At 67.7% G+C, this 20876-nt stretch carries 16 protein-coding genes and 4 pseudogenes; 8 read left to right on the forward strand and 12 right to left on the reverse strand.

The window, feature by feature from the left end; genetic code table 11:
- Window positions 1–85: 85 nt before the first annotated feature.
- The 4 genes from ACZ5CZ_RS30200 to ACZ5CZ_RS30215 form a co-directional block, all read right to left on the reverse strand.
- Window positions 86–676 carry a hypothetical protein gene (locus ACZ5CZ_RS30200; protein WP_468947446.1) on the reverse strand — a complete coding sequence of 197 codons (591 nt, stop codon included), beginning with the start codon at window positions 674–676 and terminating at the stop codon, window positions 86–88.
- Between the two features lie 204 nt (window positions 677–880).
- Window positions 881–1246 (reverse strand): nuclear transport factor 2 family protein, encoded by a 366-nt coding sequence (locus ACZ5CZ_RS30205; protein WP_468947447.1) that lies wholly within the window; start codon window positions 1244–1246, stop codon window positions 881–883.
- A 76-nt stretch (window positions 1247–1322) separates the two neighbouring features.
- Window positions 1323–1556 (reverse strand): hypothetical protein, encoded by a 234-nt coding sequence (locus ACZ5CZ_RS30210; RefSeq protein ID WP_468947448.1) that lies wholly within the window; start codon window positions 1554–1556, stop codon window positions 1323–1325.
- Window positions 1557–1612: 56 nt separating this feature from the next.
- Window positions 1613–1954 (reverse strand): ANTAR domain-containing protein, encoded by a 342-nt coding sequence (locus ACZ5CZ_RS30215; RefSeq protein ID WP_468947449.1) that lies wholly within the window; start codon window positions 1952–1954, stop codon window positions 1613–1615.
- 132 nt (window positions 1955–2086) lie between these two features.
- On the opposite strand from ACZ5CZ_RS30215, the gene ACZ5CZ_RS30220 reads away from it, so the two are divergent.
- Window positions 2087–3040: a helix-turn-helix transcriptional regulator gene (locus tag ACZ5CZ_RS30220; RefSeq protein WP_468947450.1), complete on the forward strand. Its 954-nt coding sequence runs from the start codon at window positions 2087–2089 to the stop codon at window positions 3038–3040.
- A 458-nt stretch (window positions 3041–3498) separates the two neighbouring features.
- On the opposite strand, the gene ACZ5CZ_RS30225 is transcribed toward ACZ5CZ_RS30220, so the two are convergent.
- The 5 genes and pseudogenes from ACZ5CZ_RS30225 to ACZ5CZ_RS30245 form a co-directional block, all read right to left on the reverse strand.
- On the reverse strand, window positions 3499–3900 hold the full coding sequence (locus ACZ5CZ_RS30225; RefSeq protein ID WP_468947452.1) for a hypothetical protein: 402 nt from the start codon (window positions 3898–3900) through the stop codon (window positions 3499–3501).
- A 351-nt stretch (window positions 3901–4251) separates the two neighbouring features.
- Window positions 4252–4470 (reverse strand): annotated as a pseudogene (locus ACZ5CZ_RS30230) (transposase); the annotation flags it as partial.
- 73 nt (window positions 4471–4543) lie between these two features.
- On the reverse strand, window positions 4544–5077 hold the full coding sequence (locus ACZ5CZ_RS30235; RefSeq protein WP_468947453.1) for a phosphoribosyltransferase family protein: 534 nt from the start codon (window positions 5075–5077) through the stop codon (window positions 4544–4546).
- Between the two features lie 193 nt (window positions 5078–5270).
- Window positions 5271–5534, reverse strand: coding sequence for a hypothetical protein (locus ACZ5CZ_RS30240; protein ID WP_468947455.1), 264 nt, complete (start codon window positions 5532–5534; stop codon window positions 5271–5273).
- Window positions 5535–6712: 1178 nt separating this feature from the next.
- Window positions 6713–6805 (reverse strand): annotated as a pseudogene (locus ACZ5CZ_RS30245) (IS5/IS1182 family transposase); the annotation flags it as partial.
- 702 nt (window positions 6806–7507) lie between these two features.
- Here ACZ5CZ_RS30245 and ACZ5CZ_RS30250 point away from each other — a divergent pair.
- The 6 genes from ACZ5CZ_RS30250 to ACZ5CZ_RS30275 all read left to right on the forward strand — a co-directional run bounded on the left by ACZ5CZ_RS30250 (window position 7508) and on the right by ACZ5CZ_RS30275 (window position 12604).
- Entirely contained in the window at window positions 7508–8134 is a 627-nt protein-coding gene (locus ACZ5CZ_RS30250; protein ID WP_468947457.1) for a hypothetical protein, read from the forward strand.
- Window positions 8131–8706: a toxin-antitoxin system, toxin component gene (locus ACZ5CZ_RS30255; protein ID WP_468947459.1), complete on the forward strand. Its 576-nt coding sequence runs from the start codon at window positions 8131–8133 to the stop codon at window positions 8704–8706. Before ACZ5CZ_RS30250 ends, ACZ5CZ_RS30255 begins: the two co-directional genes overlap by 4 nt.
- A gap of 1 nt (window position 8707) precedes the next feature.
- Window positions 8708–9883 carry an MAB_1171c family putative transporter gene (locus ACZ5CZ_RS30260; RefSeq protein ID WP_468947460.1) on the forward strand — a complete coding sequence of 392 codons (1176 nt, stop codon included), beginning with the start codon at window positions 8708–8710 and terminating at the stop codon, window positions 9881–9883.
- Window positions 9880–11295 carry an NAD(P)/FAD-dependent oxidoreductase gene (locus ACZ5CZ_RS30265; RefSeq protein WP_468947462.1) on the forward strand — a complete coding sequence of 472 codons (1416 nt, stop codon included), beginning with the start codon at window positions 9880–9882 and terminating at the stop codon, window positions 11293–11295. The genes ACZ5CZ_RS30260 and ACZ5CZ_RS30265 overlap by 4 nt, the downstream gene beginning before the upstream one ends.
- 663 nt (window positions 11296–11958) lie before the next feature.
- The gene (locus tag ACZ5CZ_RS30270) at window positions 11959–12327 is read left to right on the forward strand and encodes a hypothetical protein (RefSeq protein WP_468947463.1); all 369 of its coding nucleotides are present in this window, start codon (window positions 11959–11961) and stop codon (window positions 12325–12327) included.
- Window positions 12209–12604: a PIN domain-containing protein gene (locus tag ACZ5CZ_RS30275; RefSeq protein WP_468947465.1), complete on the forward strand. Its 396-nt coding sequence runs from the start codon at window positions 12209–12211 to the stop codon at window positions 12602–12604. Before ACZ5CZ_RS30270 ends, ACZ5CZ_RS30275 begins: the two co-directional genes overlap by 119 nt.
- Window positions 12605–12649: 45 nt before the next feature.
- Here ACZ5CZ_RS30275 and ACZ5CZ_RS30280 read toward each other — a convergent pair.
- Window positions 12650–13431, reverse strand: a pseudogene (locus ACZ5CZ_RS30280) (ISL3 family transposase); the annotation flags it as partial.
- 846 nt (window positions 13432–14277) lie between these two features.
- Complete coding sequence (locus ACZ5CZ_RS30285) at window positions 14278–17232, reverse strand: MGH1-like glycoside hydrolase domain-containing protein (RefSeq protein WP_468947466.1); 2955 nt, start codon at window positions 17230–17232, stop codon at window positions 14278–14280.
- A gap of 450 nt (window positions 17233–17682) precedes the next feature.
- Here ACZ5CZ_RS30285 and ACZ5CZ_RS30290 point away from each other — a divergent pair.
- Window positions 17683–17778 (forward strand): annotated as a pseudogene (locus tag ACZ5CZ_RS30290) (transposase); the annotation flags it as partial.
- Window positions 17779–18283: 505 nt separating this feature from the next.
- Here the strand turns inward: ACZ5CZ_RS30290 and ACZ5CZ_RS30295 are convergent.
- Complete coding sequence (locus tag ACZ5CZ_RS30295) at window positions 18284–20590, reverse strand: alpha-L-fucosidase (protein WP_468947468.1); 2307 nt, start codon at window positions 20588–20590, stop codon at window positions 18284–18286.
- Between the last annotated feature and the right edge of the window lie 286 nt (window positions 20591–20876).

Raw genomic sequence — 20876 nt, forward strand, 5'->3', positions numbered from 1 at the left:
CCAGCGAAGTGGTCCCGTGTCCCGTCGCACACCACACGGGACCATTCCAAGCCCAAGGCCCGGTGACCGCGCCCGATGCCCCGACTCAGGCTCCTGCTGCCCACAGGTTGCGGGCGTCATTCGGGTCACAGCCCGGCTCCGGGCCGACCAGGTGGTCGGCAGCGTCCAGAAGACGGCCGGTATAGCCGTAGGAGCCGGCGTTCAGCTTCTTCTCCCGGTCCGTGACCGAGGCTGGTGGCCGGACTGCCTCCGCACAGCCGCCTTTCTGCAAGATTGTCTGCTTCAGGTTCGCTTGCGTCACCGCCGGAGAGATAGCGCCTGGGGTGGGCTTCTGATCCGGCCGGAAGACACAGCACAAGCAGCTGGCATGACGACTCCTCACCAGCAGACCACTGATGCGCTGATACTGCCCCGAGAAGGCATGTCGACTACAACGCCGGCTTGGAGAACGCGTGTACACAGCCGCCTGAAGCCGCGGCGGCGATAGCCAACGTGCCAGCTTGCCGCGGTTGACTGTGCGACGAGGTCTTGCAGTGGGTGTGGCCAGGGCAGGGTTGGGCTGTGGGATGGCTCCGAAGCCGTCCAGCGTGTCCATGTCGAGGTCGTCGACGGCCCCCTTGACAGCCTCCGGAGGCAGGGCCGCAACGTCGTCGGGGAGGTCGAGGTAGACGGCCACGCCCGCCGGGCCCGGGTGGCGTCGAGGACCTCGTGAGCGACCAGCGCGTACTGACATGGCTCCTCCCGGTGGGTGAGAGCGGGAAGAGGGTCGGCGCCGGTGGGCGGGAGGCTGGTCTGGAGCTGTTCTCGGCGTTCCTTCCAGGTACGGATGGCCTGGGTGGTAAGGGCGATCACCGCCCTTGCGAGCGGCGGTCCCACCCACTCAACCGGTCAAAGTGCCCTGGTGGAAGTACATCCGCCAGCCCGTCTCCGTCAGACGCCACAAAGAGCTCCGCCATGCCCGACGACCCTGATTGTCGGCGAAGTACGTCAGATGAACGACGCCCGGAGCAAGGACGACTCCGGACATTTCGCTGACCTTGACCGGAGACTCCGGGCACACCGAGCCGCCACTCGTCACCGTGAGGATCGACTCCACGTCCCACCGGCGCCCAGAAGCCCCGATCTCGGTGAACTCCGGATCCAAGAGCTCCAGGACACGGGCCGGGGAAGCGCGCACCTCGGGATCGAGAAGCCGCATCTCCCCATCAATGGCTGCCTGCACAGCCCGCTGACTCTCATCCGTCATACGCAAACCCTACGGACGCTGCTTGCCACGGCACAGTGAATTGATCACCCGATGCGACGACGGCACGGTGGCGCCGTCAAAACTCGCGAACATATCTCGGCGCAATGATCACCAACTGATACCGGAACTCATGCACAAGTGCTGCCGCCAAACGCAGCGCTTGCCGCAGAACGGCGCGGATGCCCTCGAAATCCGCGTCCGGCCGCCCGACGACATCCAACTGAGCTGCCGGGACCCACCTCACCGTGACCGCTTCCGCCTCCTGGCGGACCCGCAGCCCCTTCCCGTCCTGCGCCCTCACCGACGCCATGCGCAAAACCCGCCCAACAGCGCCTTGAAGATCACACGTGAGAACGCCCTGCCACCTCAGCGCACGGGCACCCCGCTCATCGCGTCGTCCTCTCCGGTCGCAGTGGACTCCCGGGCCCGGGCCACCGCCGCGGACAGGGCCCGGCGCACTCCAGCGGGCAGCTGCCCGCTGGACGGCCAGTGCACCAGGCAGTCGGCCACCTGGCGGAGTTTGATGTTCGTGTGCTGGGAGACCTCCCTGAGCACATCCCAGCCCTGCTCGGGCCGGAGCCCGCCGACACAGATGACCACGCCGATGGCCTGGTCGATCACGGCGTGCGAAACCACGGCCGTGCGCAGCTGGGTCACCTCCTGCTGAAGCGCCGCCAGCTGGTCCGTCTCCTCGTCGTCTCCGGTCATGCCGCCCACCCTCGGCACGGCGCCACACCTGCGCCAGCCACCAAGCGAACGACTTGGCACGCATCCGGCCGAAAAGCGAAAACGGCCTGCTCAGCCCGGCATGATCGGGTGATGCCCGGGCATGGGCGAGGCGTGGAGACACTCACTTTCGACAGCGCGGATCTGGAGGTCACGGAGGACTTCCTCAGCCGCGCCTACGCCCGAATGCGCATCGGCAGCAGCACCCCGGAAGCCAGCCGGGCCAGGATCCGGCGCACCGCCATCGCGCCGGTGAGTGTCGACGAACTCGTCCTCGACTTCGAGATGAGCTACTCGGTCACGCCGCTCGGGCGCATCTGTCTGTGCCACGTGTACGAGGGAACCGTGCGGGACCATCGTTTCCAGGGCGTGGAGGACACCTTCGGACCGGGTGACGTAGTGCTGCTCGCCCCGCCCGACCTGCCGTACTCCGGGCGCATCTGCAACGCCCGCTACAACATCACGATGCTGGACCCAGCGCTGCTGGGCCAGGTGGCCGCCGGCGCCGACGACGCGCGGCCGGTACGGCTGACGGGGCACCGGCCACGCTCGGCGGCCGCGGCCGGTCAGCTGAGCCGGACCATCGCCCACCTGCGGGACTCGGTGCTGGCCGACCCGGAGACCGCCGACCAGCCGCTCATCGCCGCAACCGCCGCGCAGTACCTCGCGGCGAGCGTCCTGAACGCCTTCCCGAACACGGCCCTGCCCGAGCCGACCGCGGCCGACCGCCGCGACGCGCATCCCGCGGTACTGCGCCGGGCGCTCGCCTACATCGACGACCACGCCGACCAGCCGATGACGGTCGCCGACATCGCCGCCGCGGCCCATGTGACCGTGCGCGCACTGCAGTACGCCTTCCGGCGGCACCTGGACACCACCCCGCTGGCCCACCTGCGCCGAGTCCGGCTCGCCCACGCCCACCAGGAACTGGCGACCGCCACACCGGACAGCGGAGCGACCGTCACGGCGATCGCGGCCCGCTGGGGTTTCCATCACCCGGGCCGCTTCGCTGCCCTGTACCGCGACACCTACCGGCGCACGCCCCACGCCACCCTGACCGGCGACTGAGCACAGGCGTAGCAGCAACCGCCGTCAGCGAGTGACCGGCTGGGCGTGGTGCAGGCCGCGGTGGTGACCGCGCTGGTGTAAGCGGCGGTTGCCCTTACTGAGGGCAGGAACGCCAGCTGACAAGCAACAGCGGACGCCGCCTTCGAATCGTGTGCATGGCCGGGCCGATCCCTCTGTGGCTCAGCGTCGACGACGAGCGCCTGTCGACCCTCCCGGCCACCGCCGCAGCCCCGCAGCCGAGGACTCACCGCTCTTCCTCCAAGACCACACGGCAAGACTGCAGAAACTGCACGACTACGGGGTCGTGCTCCTGGCCGTCCGGTACGACCGGTCACGCGGCCCGAACGGCTCCGAGGGCGCGGGCCAGGTGGCGCAGCTCGGAGCGTGCCGCCGGCACCGGGACGGTCTCCCCGTAGGGGTGCCACCACAGCCGTACGGACAAAACCAGCTGACCCGTCTCATCGAACTTTGATCAGTCTCAGCGAAGATTGACCACAGGCGGGTCCGCCATCAGACGGCCCAGCAGCCATGGCGAGGGTGATCTCCATGTCGTCGCTCCAAGAGCAGACCTCCAGCCAGGAGAGGTACCCGGCCTGGGCGAAGACCAGGACTTCGCCAGGGCAGTCGCCATTCTCGGTGTAGATCTGGGCGTCGGCGGCCACCACCGTGCCCGGCCCGGACGGTGCCGGCTGAACCGAGGCCGTGTCGAGGTCGAAGTAGCCCGTGCCGCATCCGCACGTACAACGTCCTTGCACGCGCAGGTGCGGCAGCTGGGCGCGGAGCGCAAGGTGAACGGGGTCATCGTCGCCAAGGAGGGCGTCAAGCACCTCAGCCACGTCGGGAGGAAGGTGCTCAGTCACGTCCGAACCGTACCTGACCTGCGACGCAAAGTTCTATGAGACGAATCCCGGACGGTCAAACTTCGTTGAGACGGGTCATGGACCAGGTCGTCGGGAAAGTCGGTCACGTCCACACCGGCATGAGATCTCTTACTCGAATTGGATGTGCAGGACGGCCTGGTAGCCGATCGCGAGCATGTCGGTTTGGTGTCCCGCCAGGCTGTCGGCTTGACCGCCGCTGTTCTGACGAACCGGATTTTGACTGGGCCCTGCCCGCCAACGAGGGACATGTGGGGCGCCGTGGCTGCCTGATGCGTATCCGGGGTTCCGACTTCCAGGCCACTGCCGTCCGGTTCAGTCGATGCCGCCCTCGGCATCGGCGGCGGCCAGGAGAGCAGCGAGGATACGCTCCTGCCGTTGACGGCCCGTCTGATGAGGCGCTGGTGAGCAGTCTGCAACGGGCCGAGCTCGTCCGGCAGGTCTCGCCACGGCGAGTTGGTGCGGTACCTCCATGCGATGGCGGCGGCGGTCGGCCCACCGCCTCCCGCGAACCGGATCGGCCGGCATCAGTGGCGCGATCCTGCCCCACATCGCATCAGTGATCACTCATCCGACAGGCACATCCGGTCAACCGGGTAACCAGCCAGGCGGACACGTGTCAGGACTACCCACCCCAAGCCGGAAGTTCGGCTGCGGTGACAATGCTGCGGACACCCAGATCCGCCCGCCGGGCCGGGGCTGTCTGGTCCACAATGACGGAGCAGCCGGCCCACTGCCCGCCGCATTCCTCGACCATCGACCGCACAGCCGACGCCTGGCTGCCCGTTTCGATCCAGTCATCGACCAGCAGCACCCGGTCTTCGGAGTGCACCACCATCCGCTGCAGACGCAGCTCCTGGCGAGTACCCCGGTAGTCGGGGTCGCTGCACCTGGTGACCTTCTCCCCGGGGAAGATCCCCTCGCCCTTGCGTACCGCGACGAAGCCGACGCCGAGCTCGACGGCAACTGCCGCGCCCAGCAGGAACCCGCGCGACTCGATGCCGCAGACTGCCGTGACGTCTTCTTCCCGGAACAGCTCGGCCAGTGCACGGACCACCGCAGCAAGAGCCTCGGGGTCACGGAAGAACTGCCAGACGTCAGCGTGGCCGCCGATCCAGCGGAAGCGTTCAAGGACCAGACCGCGCGCGTGAGACATCATGATCGCGAGTGTGCGGACGAACTGGCAGCCGGGCAACCGGATTCTCCGCTCGGGAAACACAGACAGGCAAGCGGCACTCCCCGTTCGCCGTAATCCTCATCCGGTCCCGACGCTGACCAAAGAGACAGAACCTCGTCGACGTACACCCAACTTGCCTATTTCGCTGCGCCATTGGCTGCCTCTCACCTGTCCGTCATGTTCTGTCCGCCGCTTCCAGCGACGAGCGAGAGGTGATCTCATACGACGAACCGAATACGACGCGAGCCAGGCCGCCAAGCGCCTGAATGTGCCCGCAGCCGCCTTCCGGTGGGCCCAACACACCGGCATCCCCGCCCCGGACGCGGTCCCAGAAGCCCTTGCCGTCCCCTGTCACCAGGCGGCCGGCCTCGGATTCAGATGCGAAGAGCCCGTCCAAGAGCGCGAGAACGTCTTTGACGGTGCGTACGGTCCGGTCCATCCACCCCTCCCTTTCGACCGATGCCGATCATAGGAGCGAGGATGACAAGAGACCAGGTCAGGCGGTGTATGGCGGCGGCTGGAATGGGCTGCTGCGGGCCTGGGGATCGCCGGCGCGCAACCCACCCCAGACCTCGACTCCGCGTCCGCCCAGCCAGTCGTCAAGGTCCGCAAAGGGGCCATCCTCGGCCGCCGCGGGGAGATTATTCCGACGAGTTTTCCAGCGGTCCTACAGGGCGAACGTTAGCTGATGCGACACTAGATGCCTTCTGAGTGCGGTCGTGGATGCGCTGTTCGCAGGAGCCTGTGTACGAAGGTCAGCGGTGTTCCGACGAGCGCACGGCGGACGCCTGTTGTTCGCTTCGTCGATGCGGCCCTTGGCCAGGTCACGACCCGCCCCCGCGTAGCACAGCCGGATGAGGCCGTTGGCCCATTGGGCAGGTTTCCACGGGTGGGGTGTGCCTTGCGGCACGCTCGTTCAATCGTGCGCGTGCCCTGCCACCGATCTTGCGTATGCCGGCGCGTGTCTTGTTGAGTGTTCGGGCCATATCTGCGATCACTTGCATGGATTCTCCGAACTGATCGAAGATTCCGGAAGTGGATGGGGCCCACACGCCTTCTGGGGCATGTTGTTCTACTGCCTGCTTGCACGTGGTGATGAGCTCCGTCATGAGGCGGTGGAACTCGGCCAGATCCCCCTCGGTGAAGTCGCCTTCCGTCAGCCGATGGGCCTCCCCCGTTCTTGGCACGCGCATACCCAGACCTCCAGTTGATTGAAGTAGGAATGTGGGATAGGAGTCCATGGGCGTACTTCCGGTAGGCCGCCTATCACCCCAGCTGAAAGTTCATCCGGTATCCATCGAGGACGTCGTATCGCGAGGATGGTGCTACGAGCAGGCGCGAAGTGTCAACGATCATTTTCGGCTAGGAAACGATCGTTGACAGGGCGGTTCGGGTTGAACGGATGAGGATGTGCCAGGGTCGGCCGATAGCATCGGAGCGGAGGACAGATGCCCGACTCGCACAGTTGGCGAACTGCGTGGTCTCGCACAGAACGGGCCTGACGTCTTCTCAGCGAGCCGAAGGGGCGATTCCAGCGCCGGTGACTCAGGCCAGCCGATGCGCATGGCACCAGCCGGACCCCATCAGAGTCTGGGGGCTTCCGGAGGCTCATCAGGATGGGGCCAGTTGGCACTGGGTCAGGTTCGTGCACCAGTACGCGGCGACCAGGAACACACGGTCTTCCAGCAGCACTCTCTCGGGCCGACCTTCCGCACCGGGTCAGCACACCGTCCCAGTCCGCTTCTCGCAAACCTCCGAGCATCCGACGAGCCAGGGACGAACGCCCGTCGGCAGCGTGAGGGTCCGCAGCCCGCCGCCAAACACTGCTGGCCGGGCCGGCAGGACCCGTGGCCATCGGTTCTGTTGCAGTACGCGATCAGGAGCAACTTCTCCGGCCCGTCCACCCCTTCGGCCTCAAGCACCATCGCGATGTGCTTGATGGTCACGTCGAGGCTCCCTCTGCGCCGTCGCGGACCTGACCGTTCACGGGCACGCGGTGAGCCGGGTCAGGGGTGGTCCGGGTGGTGCTCGGACTGGCGCTCCCGGCCTGGCCGATCGTCACCAACGCGTGTCGTGCAGGGGTTGCCGTCGACGAGCGAGGGTGTGACGTTGCGTCTGAGATCGTCACGGCTGGTCTCAATTCCGTTGAGCACCCGGCCGGGAGTGCGGGTCTGCGACTCCCAGGGTGCTGACATCCGTTCATGACGGAACGTGCACTTTTGAACTTTCACCCACTGCGTTCGCGTGGATGCGTAGCGTTCCAGGGTCGGATATTGCTACGCCGATGCGAAGCGTGTCAACGAACGTTCAAGCCGTGCAACGAATGTTCGTTGACTCTAGGCTGTGCGCGGTCAGGGGCATACGGTGGCCCCTGTCGCCCCACACCACGTTCCGGCCGCGAGGAAGACGCCTGTGACTGAGCCCCAGCCCACGATCGAGGAACTACTCAGATCCGTGGAGGAGTTGTGTGTGGTCAGCGGGAAGAGCGCCGACGACGTCCTGGACGTCACGGCGCTTTCCCTCACGACCGGCCTGACCGAGGCGGACGTGCGGACCCTGCTCGCCGGCGGCGCCCCTGCGGAGGTCAAGGCCGACGTCATGGTCCGCGACCGCGTGCGTTTCCTGTACGAACGTCATACCACGGCCGACGGTACTCCGCGGGACATCCACGACATCGCCGCCGCGATCGACCAAACCACCACGTGGACCAGGAAACTCGTCGCCGGGGAGGCCAAGCCGAACATCATCGTCGGTGCCGCCCTGTGCAAGGCGTACGGCGTCCCGGCTGACTTCCTGACCGCTCAGCCGGCCGACGCACTTCGGCGGGAACTGCGGCGGATCGTCTTCGACCTGAAGGTGGAGACCAACCCGGGGCAGGTGCTCGCCGACCTCAACGTGCGCAGCGTCAATGGACGGAGGAGCAGCTACAACAAGCCCGAACTGGCCCAACTCGCAAAACTCGTCGCATCCATCGTCTCGGACCTGGACACAGTCCGGGGCGAGCTCAAGCGCCTGGGCAACCAGGAGGACCCCAGTTGAAGAGAGCCACAGCGCGCAAGACCGCCAAGGACCAGCGCAAACTCATGGCTGACCTCGGCGCGGGCGTTGCCGCGAAAGTCGACGTTCCCGCCGAACCGCACGCCGTGTTCGCCGCTCTGTGCGAGGTCATGAGCGAGCGCCGGGGCGGACGGCCGGTCACGCTGATCACGCGCGCGTTCCCTGAGAACATGGCGGACACCACAGGCCTGTGGCTGGATGTGCAGGACGCGGACCTCATCGTCATCGAGGAGAACCTGTCCCCCGACCACCAACTGGTTGTCCTCGGGCACGAGCTGTGGCACATGCACGCCGGCCACTGCGGGCACGACCTCGGCAACGCCGCGGTCGCCGCCCGCGCGGCGCTGAGCGACCAGATCGAATGGGCCCAGTTAGCGCGCCACATAGCCACCCGCTCCCACTCCAACCAGGACGACGAACTCGAGGCGGAGGGCTTCGGTCTCCTCCTCAGCAGCCGGATGGCCGGCTGGCTCGCGGTCCCGGGCGCCCGCCGGCTCGACGACGTGGCGCGCCGCATCGGCGTCTCGCTCGGCTACCCGGGAGCGCAAGCCTGACATGACGATCAGTGACACCTTCTGGATCACAGCCGTGGTGCTGGGCGTGGGGCTGTTCTACAAGGTGCCGGCCGTGCTGCGCGGAGGCCGCAACCCCCTCGCACGGCAGGTCGGCGGGCTCCTGATAGCCGCAGTCGGGGTCTTCTTCTTCGCTGCACCGTCCGTCATCGCCGCCATGAACGACCTGACAGGGATCACCAACTTCTCGGCTCCCTGGGTCTACAGCCTCCTCACCGGTTTCAGCGCTTCGTGCCTGCTGCTGATCATCAAGTGGCGCGGCGGCACGCCGGAGAGCATCCGGCGCGCGACCTGGTACGTCTACGGAAGCTACGGCACCGTGGCGCTCGGCCTGTGGATCTGCTTCGCACTCGGCGACCACCACGTCGAACGCACCCGGGATTTCGACACGTACTACGCCACCACCCCGTGGTCGCGCGAAATGATCCTGCTCTACCTGCTCGCGCACACCGTGGCCGTATTGCTCACCTCCGCCCTGCTGTGGACCTGGGAAAGCCGGGTCCGCGGTACCGGGTGGCTGCACGTCGGCGTCGTCATGCTCACCGTCGGCTATGCCATGAACCTGCTCTACGACATCGCCAAGCTGATCCCCGTCATCGCGCGGTGGAACGGCCGCGATGACCTCAACTGGATGAGCACCGACCTCGCCCCGCCCATCGCCGCTGTGGTGGGCCTGCTGATCGGCTTCGGCTTCGTCGTCCCCCACGCCGGAGAACGCATGGCGCAACGCCTGGCGGCCAGCCGCGAGTACCGGGCTCTCGCCCCCCTCGCCCAGGCCCTGCAGCAGGTGCCGGCCGCGTCCAGTCCGGTCACGATCAGCCGGTTCTCCTCGCTTCAGCTGCGCCTGACGCACCGCAGGACCTTCGTCCGTGACGCGGTGCGACAGCTGCACGCCTACATCGACTACGACCGCCGCGAGCAGGACCTGCGTGCCCATCGGTCCCAGGGCAAGACCCCCTCTGAGGCCGAAGCCCTTGCCGACGCCGCGGCCATCAAGGCAGCCGTCGGCCGCCTCCGAACCGGCGACACCCAACCAGCGGCCCCGGCGCGGCCGCTGGCAGACGGCGCCGCTGACCTCGTATCCATCTCCCGCGCCCTGCGCGAACTCCCCAGCGACGCGGTCCACCGGACTGCCGCAGACGAAAGTGCAGTCAGATGACCAGCAGCGCTCCAGGTAGCCCCACTCGCCCCCGCCGTGCCATCGTCATCGGCGGAGGCCTGACGGCGATGCTCACCGCGAGCGTCCTGTCGGAGATGACGGACGTCCTCGTCATCGAACGCGACGTCCTGCCGGACCGGCCCGCACCCCGCACCGGCCTGCCCCAGGCCGCCCACACCCACATCCTCTGGTCCGGCGGTGCCGAGGCCATGGAGTCGCTGCTGCCAGGCACGCTCAAGGAACTCGACGAGGCCGGCGCCCACCGTATCCCCCTCACGACCGGCATGGTGGCCTACAGCCCCAAAGGCTGGTTCCGCCGCTGGGCCGAGAGCCACTACGCCATCACCTGCAGCCGTGACCTCCTGGACTGGGTGGTCCGGCGTCGTGTGCTGAGCAAGGCCGGAAACAGCATCACCGTCATGGAGCGCACCGCCGTCATCGGCCTGACCGGCGACGCCACCGCGGTCACCGGCGTCACCACTCGTCACGAGGACACCGGCGAGCACGACACCCTCCTCGCCGACCTGGTCGTCGATGCCAGCGGCCGCGCCTCACGCATCCCCCATTGGCTGCGGACCCTGGGCACACAGCCACCGGCCGTCCGCGAGGTCGACTCCGGACTCGTCTACGCCAGCCGCGTCTACCAGGCCCCCGACGGCCTCCCCGCGAACTGGCCCATCATCAACGTCCAGGCCGACCCGCCGGGGCACGGTCCCGGGCGGTCTGGTGTCATCACACCCCTCGAGGGCGGCCGCTGGCTCGTCACTCTCACCGGCACCCGCGGGGGCCAGCCGACCAAGAACCCTGACGAATTCGAGGACTTCGCCCAGAGACTGCGCCACCCGATCGTCGGACATCTGATCAGCAGGGCCACCCCTCTCACCGCCATCAGCGTGACGCACATGACGGCCAACCGGCGCCACTTCTACGAGAAGACATCGCTCCCTGACAACCTGCTGGTCATGGGCGACGCCGTGGCCTCGTACAACCCGACGTACGGACACGGCATGACAGTCACCGCCCAGGCCGCCGTGATCCTCCGCGACACCGTCCGGCAGCACGGGTGGGGCTCACTCGGTCTCACCCGCCGGGTGCAGCAAGCCATCGCGCGGCCGGTCGCCACAGCCTGGGCCTTCGCTACCGGAACGGACGTGTTCTACGCCGGCGCCACCAAGACCGGCCCGACCGCCGGCGAGCGCCTGGCCGCCGCTTTCGTCAACCGCCTCATCTACACCGCCACCGGCTCCGGCCCCGTCGCACGCGCCGTCACCGACGTGATGACACTCCGGGACGGCCCCGAGCGGCTGGCCCGGCCCGACGTCCTCATCCGCGCCCTGATCGGCCCGGTGAAACCACCACTCGAGGAACCGCCCCTCACCCCGGAGGAGCGAAAGGCCGTCGGCTACGCCTGACCGAGAGGCTTGTCTCCCGTCTGAGAGACTTTCGAGTGTCAGCAAAGACGGGCCCGGAGCGTATGTGCGGGTGTTGGTCACCAGCTCGCTCACCACCAGCCAGCTGCACCATGTGCCTCGCCCGCTCGGATACTGGCACCCTGTGCTCGGCCTGCAGTGCGCTGCCAGGCGCCGTACGGCCTCCTGCGCGTCGATGCCGGCCACGCAGGCCAGTCCCGTGCCGTCGTAGTAGCCGACGTTGGCCAGGGTCGCGATGCGCCGCCGGCCTACCGCGGCGACGAGGACGCGTGCGATCTCCGGCCGGTGGCCGACCACCGCCTCCCACAGCACGGTCGTACCGTCCTCCCGGGCGTCGACGTACGCGCCCGGCCAGCTCCGCGACGACCTCGGGCAAGCCAAACCCCACGGCCCGGTGCAGGGGCCGTTCCCCGCACGGCAGCGCCTCCGGATCGGCGCCCTGGTCGAGCCGTCGCCGGATGTCCCGGTGGTCCCGCCAGCCCTCCCAGTCGACGCCGCCCTCCCAGCCGTCCCCCGGGGCCCCGGCCCCATGTCGTCTCCCGAGCGCCCGACGGCACTCTGCCGCACACCGACCAACCTTGCAGACGGGTCCGACAACGCCACCGTCGTCACGGGGACCGTGGGCGCCGGCGCCACCGGTCTGCCGTGGGTCGTGCCCTCGCCGAACATCCCGACGCCCGCGACCGCCGCCGTCTACCCGGCACCTGTCTGTCCGAGGGCACCAACGTCTCGGAGGGCCGCGGCGCGGTACGACGCAGCCTTTCGAGATCGTCGGGACGCCGTACGTCGACGCGGCGGCTGGCCCCCTATCTTGCCGAACTCGGCCTTCCCGGAGCGCACTTCCGTGACCTGCGGTATGTCCCGACCTTCCGCAAGCACGCCGGGAGGCCGCGTAGTGGCAGCGGTCACGGTCGTCCTGGACCACACCACCGCCGCAGTGCTGTTCGGCCCGAAGGGTCCGTTCAACGAGGCGGTCGCCGCGTTCTACGTCCAGGCCTCTGGCGGAGTCGGTGACCTGCATGCGCCGGTGCTGTCGCTGACGGCCAGCGACACCGAGCGGCCCGGCCTGCTCGGCTACATCAAGGGGCTGCGATTCATCCGGATCGAGGCATTCGACCGACGCCGCCGTCACCGCCACCGCACTGCTGCGCTTCGGGCACTCCTGGGCTGCCGTCCACGCCATCCACGCTGCCCGCCCCTCCGCTGCCCATCCCGCCGGGGGTATCTGCTCGCCCTGACCCCCAAGGCTTACGCGGGGACCGCCGTCCAGGCCGTCCACCCCAACCAGTAGCCGTCCGCCGCCCCGGCGGGAGAAGGAGGTGCCCTCGATTGCCCTGTTCAGGGCCAGGTCGAGGCGGCGGGAGCAGTCGAGCAGGCCGACGCCCCGGCCAAGGAGATCGTGGACCTTGTTCCAGCGTTCGCGGGTGGTCTGCTCGCGTACTCCGCCGGGGCGGGGCGGGTTGATGGTGGCCCAGCAGCCGGCGTGGGCGTGGACCTCGAGCCGGACTTTGTCGCAGAGATTTCGCCAGAGGTGCCATCGGTCGCTGACCTGCACCGTGTCGGGCAGGGCTCGGCGGACGGCCTTGGCATACGTGGCCGAACCATCCCGGCACACGACCTCGACACCAGGATGATCGCGCAGCCAGAACTCCAGGGTGGCCGCCTCGCGGTCGGGCAGGACCGCGACGCGTCTGCCGGTCTCGGCATCCGTGATGATCGTGGCGTAGCGGTGGCGGCGGCGCAGGGCGAAGTCGTCCACGCCGATCACCCGCGGGACCGCCTGCTGCGGCAACGGCAGGCGCCGCAGCAGGCGCAATGCGGTACTGCGGGAGACGGGCACGGCCAGAAGGCCAGCCAGGCGTCGGGCCGCCCGGCCGCATAACTCCCCCGTCACCTGGATAGCTGCCCGACAAGACGCACCGTGCGGCGCTGATGGCGCTCCAGCAGTCCTGGAATCTGCTCGCGGAAGGTCTGCCGCTGGCAGCCCAGGACCGGACAGGCCAGCCGCCGTACGCGCAGGTGGACGACGACCTGGCGGCCGTCGACAGGCACGTCCCTCACCGTTCGGTGGTGATAGCCGTGCACCTTCGCCGTCGGCGTCCCGCACACCGGACACGGCACTGCCAGCCCCGCCCAACTCCCTGACCTCTCCAGCCGGCCTTCCCCCACTGCCCCGAGAAGGACACCACGATCCAGGTCAATACCGCAGCGGCACTCAACACGCAGGACTTGACGGGGAACCGCCGATCCCCATCACGCACACCGGGATCATCCCGCAAGGGAGATCACCAAATCCAGCACTCTGGAAAACTGGTCGCCCGTCCCATCGGCATCTGTCCTCTCAACGCCCGCGCTTCCGGCGCTTACGCTTGGCCTGCTCCAGGGCGTGCTTGCGCTCAGCCTCGTCCTGTCTTCGCCTCTTGGCCTCAGCTGCGGCCGACGACTCCCAGGCTTACGCCCTCGCTGCCTGATAAGCAGCTAGAGCGAGCCTCCTAAGGGAGTGTCAGCCCGGGGCTGTTCCCGACCCGGATCCTGGCATCAGCTAGGGAACTAAACCTTGATCCCGGTCACGGGGTGAAGAGGGAAACCAAACAGTGACTGGGGCCGTCGGCGACTTGTTCGCGTGATCGCCGGGGCCGAGAAAATCACGGCGAACTGCACACGGAGAAGCCCTGGTTCTGCACCGTGGGACGCGAGTTCGATTCCCGCCATCTCCACGATCGGGGAGGCTCCCGAGCCTCCTTCACCGATGTGGGCAAAGGCCCCGTCGCTTGAGCGGCGGGGCCTTTGCCATGTCTGCGGGAGGAGGAGACGTACAAACTCCTCTGGGTGACGTGATCCGATCGCCTCACCGAGGACGCTACCGCCGCCGGCCCCGGTGCCGGCGGCGCGCGGGCCCCGCGCGCCGCTGATCCCGGACCTGTCAGCCCGCTTGTGACGGGCTGTTGCCCGCTTGACCGACCGTCACCCGACCGTCACCAGTTTCCAGAGGTGGTCCGCGGTGCCGTTGTCGCTCCACTGGAGAGCGGTGGCTCCAGGCGCCGTGGACGCGCTCTGGATTCCCAGGAGCAGGCCGCTGTTCTTGTTGATCAGTTTGCTGTAGCCGCCGCCGGCGTCGACGACGCTCCACAGGTGGTCCGGGGTCAAGTTGTCACCCCACTGCAGGGCGGTGGCGCCCGCGGTCGTGGAGGCGCCGGAGATGCCCAGGACGAGTCCGCTGTTCCGGTTCATGATCTTGTAGTAGCCGTTCTCGGCCGGCTCCAGCTGCCACTGCTGGTTGAGGCTGCTGTCGGCCGTCTCCTGGTCGACCGTGGCGCCGGCGGTGGTCGCTGCGCCCTTGACGCTCAGGTTCAGACCGCTGTTCTTGTTGACGATCTGCACGGTCTTCTGCGGGTACCAGGACTCCAGCTCCGTGACGCCCACCGACTTGCCCGCCTGGGGGGTAAAGACCACCCGCAGCTGCGAGGTGTTGACGGCCGGGAAGGTGACCTCGTTGGGCCCGTTGGCCGCAGGCGTGGCGGGAGCCTTGGTCTGGCTCGGTACCGACGTCCACGTGCTGCCCGACAGGTACTGCACGTCGAAGCTCTGCGGCGCACGTACGTTCTGCCCGTCGTCGTACGTGTAGATCTTCACCTCGTTGACCGGTCGGGTGTAGCCGAAGTCCACGCCGAGGTAGTCGGTGCTGTTCGTGGATCCCGTGTTGGTCCACCGGTCGTCGGGCATCCGGTCGTACCCGATGTACCCGTCGATCGCCTTCAGCGGCGAGTCGTAGGCCTGTACGCAGCGGGGGTTGTTGGCGCTGCGGCAGCGATTGCCGTTGGAGGTGGTGCTGGTGTACGACGCGAACGCCTTGGGGTAGGTCGCCGTGTAGGTGCGGTTGTCCCAGGCCTTGAACCACTCCTGGTCGGCGGTCCAGGCGTTGGCGGCCACGTTCTCCAGACGGGTCGTCGTCGCCGGGAGCACCGGGGCCGCCACCGGGATCGTGGCGTTGCCGAGACCGGCCGACTGGTAGATCCGCGTGCCGTCCTGGAAGACCTGCAGGCTGGAGCCCTGGTTGTAGTGCGTGCCGTCCTTGTCCCACAGGATCGTCAGCGTGTGGCCGTGGTACGGCAGGTTCTGGAGCGCGAAGTAGTTCCAGTTGTCCGGGACCAGCGGCTTGAGGACCAGCGTGTCGTTCGCCTGGGGCTTGATGCCCAGCAGGCCGGTGAGCGCCAGGTCGTTGAAGCTGGAGTGGTTGCAGCTCTCACTGAAGTCCGACGCGTCGTAGACCCAGTCACCGGTGTCGCCGTCGGCCGCCTCCGCGACGTACGGCTTGCCGTTCTTGTGCTGCAGCGTGGCGAACCGGCTCAGCATCGTGTCGTACGACTCCTTGGTGACGTAGTTCTGGGCCGGGTAGTCCTGCAGCAGGTTCGCCATTCCGGTGAGGATCGCGGAGGTGTCGTACGGCCAGCTCGGCCCGTCCCAGTGGCAGCAGTTGGTGTCGTCGTGGTTCTGGGTGGCGGGGAACGCCTGGTAGTCGAAGTAGGGATTCGCGGTGATCTTGTCGAGTTCGTCGAACCCGGTCCCCTTGGCGAACTTCAGCGTGTTCGCGCCGGCCTTCATCGGCACCTGGACCGTCACGGCCTGCGCCTTGGAGAACGAGCCCCACGCGCTGGTGGGCGCGTAGCTCACCGTGATCGGTGTGGCGGCCCCGTTGGCGGTCAGGTAATGGGTGGAGGTGGCGCCGGTGGCGTTGGCGTAGTACACGGTCACCGGGTAGGTGCCGGCGCCGGGGGCGTTCACGGTGAACGTGGCGGAACTGTCGGAGTAGTCGATCTGCCCGACGTACTGTCCGTTGGAGGCGCTCGAGCTGCTGTGCACGTTCGCGTGCACGATGGCGGCCTGCTCGGCCTCGAAGTCGTGCACCCGCTCCAGCGTGGTCGGCCCGAAGGGCGCCCCGAAGCGCTGCGAGTCGTTCACGTACTGCCAGGCCGAGGAGTACTGCGCGTCCGGGAGTCCGAACGCCCACGGTGCGTACCCCATCGCCTCCCGCCATGTCGTGCGGGTCCCCACGAGGCCGCTGTTGGTGGAGTTGTCGTTGTACACGTGCATGAAGAAATGCCGCTGCGGATCCCACAGGGCATCCTGCACCCCGGCCTTGAGCGCGCTCGCCTTCGCAGCGAACGTGCTCGCGGTCGCCCCGTCCCCTGTCATCGTCGCGATCTTGCTGATCGCCTGGGCCGCCGCGTACATGTAGCTGTTGATGGTCGGCCGGAAGCCGGCGCCGCCCGAGCCCCAGTTGGTGCTGCGCATCGACGTCTCGGTGAACTCGGTGGCGTCGCGGTCCGGTGTCTGCCAGTACAGGCTGTCGCTCGTCTGGGTCCCGTTGACCGTGATGTTCTGGGTGAAGTTGGAGTTCCACTTGTTGTACAGCGCGATGAGCTGCGGCAGGTCCGCCTTGAGGTGCGTCGCGTCACCGGTGGCCAGATACCGCTGGTACGCGGCACTGGTGATCCACTCGCTGTAGCTCCGCGCCGACGCCTCGCCCGACCCGCGCAGCCAGTAGTTCAGGTAGTCGTCCATGTACGTCGGGTTGCGCAGCCAGCGGCCGTCGAGGATGTGGTACCCGGCCGCGTCCGGCAGTCCGCTGTACGAGGCCTTGCCCGAGTACCAGACAGGCTGGTCGTACTCGGTGGATATGTACCCGGTGCCCGGCGTGGTGTAGCGCAGAGCCCGCTTGTAGCTGCCCCACCGGTAGTAGTAAACGCCGTTGATGTTCGCGTCCGGGGTGTCCAGGAACGGGATGTTGTCCTTGTACCACTGCGGATCGGCCAGACCCTGCGCGGCCAGGATGGCATCCTCGTTGAGGACCGAGGCACCCGTTGCCGCCTTCGCCTCGTTCTGCGACAGACCGGGCAGCAGGACGGCGGCCAGCGCCACGGAAAGGGCTGAAAGAAATACTCTATAAGATTTACAGGAATGCCGACGCGCAAGGCCTCCCGCGGACTTGTTAGCGCTCACATTTGAGCTCGCAACAGTGTGCGCGGCGAGGTATGGCTGGTCAATGCACAGGACGCGATCTAATGGCAGTGGTCACGCAGTTCACCGGTTCCGTGTTCGGCGGGCCGGCTGTCACCGGGTTTTCTGGTTGAAGTTTGGCTCATAGGCGGGGGCCGCGCTTGACAGGCTTTTGTCTGTCCACCCTTTCAGTCGCCCGGCAAGGCGATCGACGGTTGTAGGAACGAAGCGAAAGCTGATCCCGGGTGGACGCAGAATTCGGCATTCTCAGAAGGCAGTATGTGAGTGCATCGGTGCTTTGTCGTCACCTGAACGTGTGGCAGGACGGCATCCTGGCCGGTCGGCGGCCGTGGGCGTGCTGGGCTGGTCCCCTTGAGCGAGCGCAAGCTCTACAGGACCGACCTGTCCGACGAGCAGTGGGCGCTGGTCGAGCCGGTGATTACCACATGGAAGGCCGCGCACCCCAGTCGGCCCACGCCGACAGATCCCGTGGGTCTGGCAGCAGGTCATGAACATCCGTCATCGTCACACGTCGAGTATGGCTGTTGCTCCCACGCCTCCCCTGCCACCTCATGTACATAGCGGGACAATCCTTGGCCTGCCTCCACGACCGCATCCGGCGTCCTCCCCTGCTGGCCCTGTTTGGCGCGCTGGATACACCTCCGGGTGAAGGCAAAGACCTCGTCGGCGTGACCGGCGGGGTCGGCAGTGTCGGTCGCCGCCAATTGGCACGGGCCGTAGCGACCATCCGCGCCAGGTGGTCGGAGGGGAGGTAACGGCGGCGGCCGCGTTGCCGGCGGAGAACCCGGGCAGTGCGGCGGCGGCGGTGCCGCAGCGGTCAGGAACCGTCTGCGGTCGAGCGGTTGGTCGTAGAGTCCCATGGCGCTGACTCCAACGCGTTTCAGGGGCTGGAGGACGTGGCACTGCGGGGAAGGGCCGGACCGCCGTGCGGCCCGGCCCCGAGTGCCGTGGCTCAGAGGGCGACGAGCTGCCAGTCCTGGTTGGTGCCGGCGGTCGTGGGCCACTGGATGACGGCGGCGCCGTCGGTGGTGGAGGCGTCCTTGACGTCGGCGCACCATCCGTTGCGGACGTTGACGAGCCGGTAGTAGCCGCTGGTGGTGGACGGAACGAGCTTCCACCACTGGTTGTCGGCGCCGTTGTCGGTCCACTGGTCCAGGCTCGCGCCCTGGGCGGAACCGCCGGGGCTCTCCAGGACCTTGCCGCTGCGGCCGTTGACCAGCCGGTAGGAGCCGTCGGTGTTCGGCACGAGGTTCCACTGCTGGTTGGTGCCGCCGGTCCAGGGCCACTGGATGACGGAGCCGCCGTCGGTGGTGGAGGCGCCTGCGACGTCCATCACCTTGCCGCTCTTGCGGTTGACCAGCTTGTAGCTGCCCAGGTCCGCGACGCCGAAGGGCCGGTCGTAGACCTCCAGGTTGCGGATGGACGCGTACACGCCGGACGGCAGCCCGGTGACGGTGACGCGGACGTACCGTGCCTGGGCCTGGAACACGGCCACCTGCACCTGGCTGGTGCTGGTGGTGGCGGTACGGTCGGCGAGGAGGGTCCAGGTGCTGTTGTCGGTGGAACCCTCGATCCTGTAGCGGTAGTTGGTGCTGTCCTTCTCCCAGGCGATGCGGGTGCCGGTCAGGGAGCGGGTCGAGCCGAGGTCGACCCTGAGCCAGTGGCCGGTGCTGCCGTCGTTCGCGCACCAGCGGGTGTTGGTGGCCCCGTCGACCGCCTTCCCGGCGGTGTTGCCCTGGGTGGTCTCCTCGCTGTCGGCGGTGGCGGTCTTGCCGGCGGCGATGTCGGCGGGCTGCACGCTGCGGTCGAGGGTGACGCCGACGACGCTGTCCTGGGGGTGGGTGGTGCGGTCGATGCCGCTGATGGCGACCCGGCCGTCGGCGCCGACCGTGAAGGAGAGGTTGTTGCCGGAGCGTACGTCGAACACGCGCGTGACCTGGGCGTCCCCGACCGGCGGTGTGGTGAAGGAGGTGCCGCTGTAGCCGGGCAGCAGGTGGATGTAGAAGGTGTTGTCCTTGTAGGTGAAGCCGTACTGGCCGTCGACGGGGTTCCAGGGGCCGCCGCGGGTGCCGTAGATGGACTGGCCGCAGGCGGTCATGAAGGTACCGATCTGCCGCAGCAGGTTCGCCTGGGCGGCGGAGACCGTGCCGTGCCGGTCCGGGCCGACGTTGACCATCGCGGTCATGTTCCGCACCCAGCAGTTGACCAGGATGTTCATCGTGGTTGCGTAACTCATCACGGTGGCACTCGAGTTGTAGCCCCAGGTGCCGTCGACGGTGAACACCTTCTCGACGAGCTTGCCGGTGCGGATCGCTCCACTCGGTACCGAGCCGCCCTCGTCGCTGGCGTAGTCGCCCATCCAGCCGGAGCGTGCGGTGGCGACGATGTCGGGCTGGTGCTTGCGTACCATGCCCATCAGGCCCAGCGGCTTGCCGTCGGCGTCGGTCTCGCCGTAGACGGCGTCCACCGGCCACTGGTTGGCGGAGTCGCGGAACTGACCCGGCTCCCAGAAGAACGCGGCGTCGGCGTCGGTGCCCTTTTCGGCGACCCACCCGCCGTCCCACCACAGGTCGTCGATCTTGCCGTACTGGGTGACGAGTTCCTTGACGGACTCGTATACCTCGGTCTTCATGATCCGCGCGTTCTCCTTGTGCGCGGGGTCGGTGGTGTAGTTCCAGGGGTTGGGGGCGCAGTTGGTGCCGGTGACGTCGTAGTAGCCGGGGTAGCGCCAGTCGATCGGCGAGTAGTACAGGCCGACCTTGAGGCCGGCCGCCCGCACTGCCGCGACGTAGTCCTTGACGAAGTCCCGGTTGAACGGCGCCTGCCCGGAGGACCACGCGTTGGGGTGGTTCAGCGGCCACAGCGCGAAGCCGTCGTGGTGACGTGTCGTCAGTGTCACGTACTTGGCTCCGAAGTCCTTGGCCAACTGGGCCCAGGCCGCCGGGTCGTAGGCGTCCGCGGTGAACTGCTCACTCGTGGCGTCGGTGACGTACTTCCGGTAGTCGCTCGGCGTGATCGGAGCATTGTGCATCCACCACTCGCCCTTGGCCGGGCCCGAGTAGACGCCCCAGTGGATGAACATGCCCAACTTGGCGTCCTGCAGCCACTGGATCTTGGAATCGGGCTGCTGCTCGACGCCCATGTCGGTCTTCGGGATGCGCAAGGGCGGAAGCGGCAGCGGGGTGGCGGCCGTCGCGGCGTACGCCGGTGTCCCCACCGCGATGGAGCCGACCGCTGCGGCCACCGTTGTGGCCGCCATGCCGGCGAGAACCGATCTGCGTGAGATGGATTCCGGCACCGTGGTTTCTCCTGTTCGACGTTGAAACGTTTTCCCCGGAGTCGGCGACTCTGTGTCAGACGGAAGTGCGGCTCGACCGATGGTTCCGGGTCTGTGAGTGTCCCTGCCCCCGTCCTACTCCAACCCGGAGACATTGGATGAATTAACGGCCATCGGTGTTGCTGGTGTCTAGCGTCGTGCACATTTTCTTGCAAAGTCGCCATGAATGCCCGACTGACCCTGTCGGCAGCGGAGTTGACATGGGATG

It is taken from the genome of Streptomyces sp. NPDC031418 (assembly GCF_055581605.1).

Excerpts from the sequence above, each read along its gene's own strand:
- ACZ5CZ_RS30215 (WP_468947449.1), bottom strand. The coding sequence starts at position 1,954 with ATGACCGGAGACGACGAGGAGACGGACCAGCTGGCGGCGCTTCAGCAG.
- ACZ5CZ_RS30240 (WP_468947455.1), bottom strand. The coding sequence starts at position 5,534 with ATGGACCGGACCGTACGCACCGTCAAAGACGTTCTCGCGCTCTTGGAC.
- ACZ5CZ_RS30260 (WP_468947460.1), top strand. The coding sequence starts at position 8,708 with ATGACGATCAGTGACACCTTCTGGATCACAGCCGTGGTGCTGGGCGTG.
- ACZ5CZ_RS30235 (WP_468947453.1), bottom strand. The coding sequence starts at position 5,077 with ATGATGTCTCACGCGCGCGGTCTGGTCCTTGAACGCTTCCGCTGGATC.
- ACZ5CZ_RS30205 (WP_468947447.1), bottom strand. The coding sequence starts at position 1,246 with ATGACGGATGAGAGTCAGCGGGCTGTGCAGGCAGCCATTGATGGGGAG.
- ACZ5CZ_RS30265 (WP_468947462.1), top strand. The coding sequence starts at position 9,880 with ATGACCAGCAGCGCTCCAGGTAGCCCCACTCGCCCCCGCCGTGCCATC.
- ACZ5CZ_RS30210 (WP_468947448.1), bottom strand. The coding sequence starts at position 1,556 with ATGGCGTCGGTGAGGGCGCAGGACGGGAAGGGGCTGCGGGTCCGCCAG.
- ACZ5CZ_RS30295 (WP_468947468.1), bottom strand. The coding sequence starts at position 20,590 with ATGGCGGCCACAACGGTGGCCGCAGCGGTCGGCTCCATCGCGGTGGGG.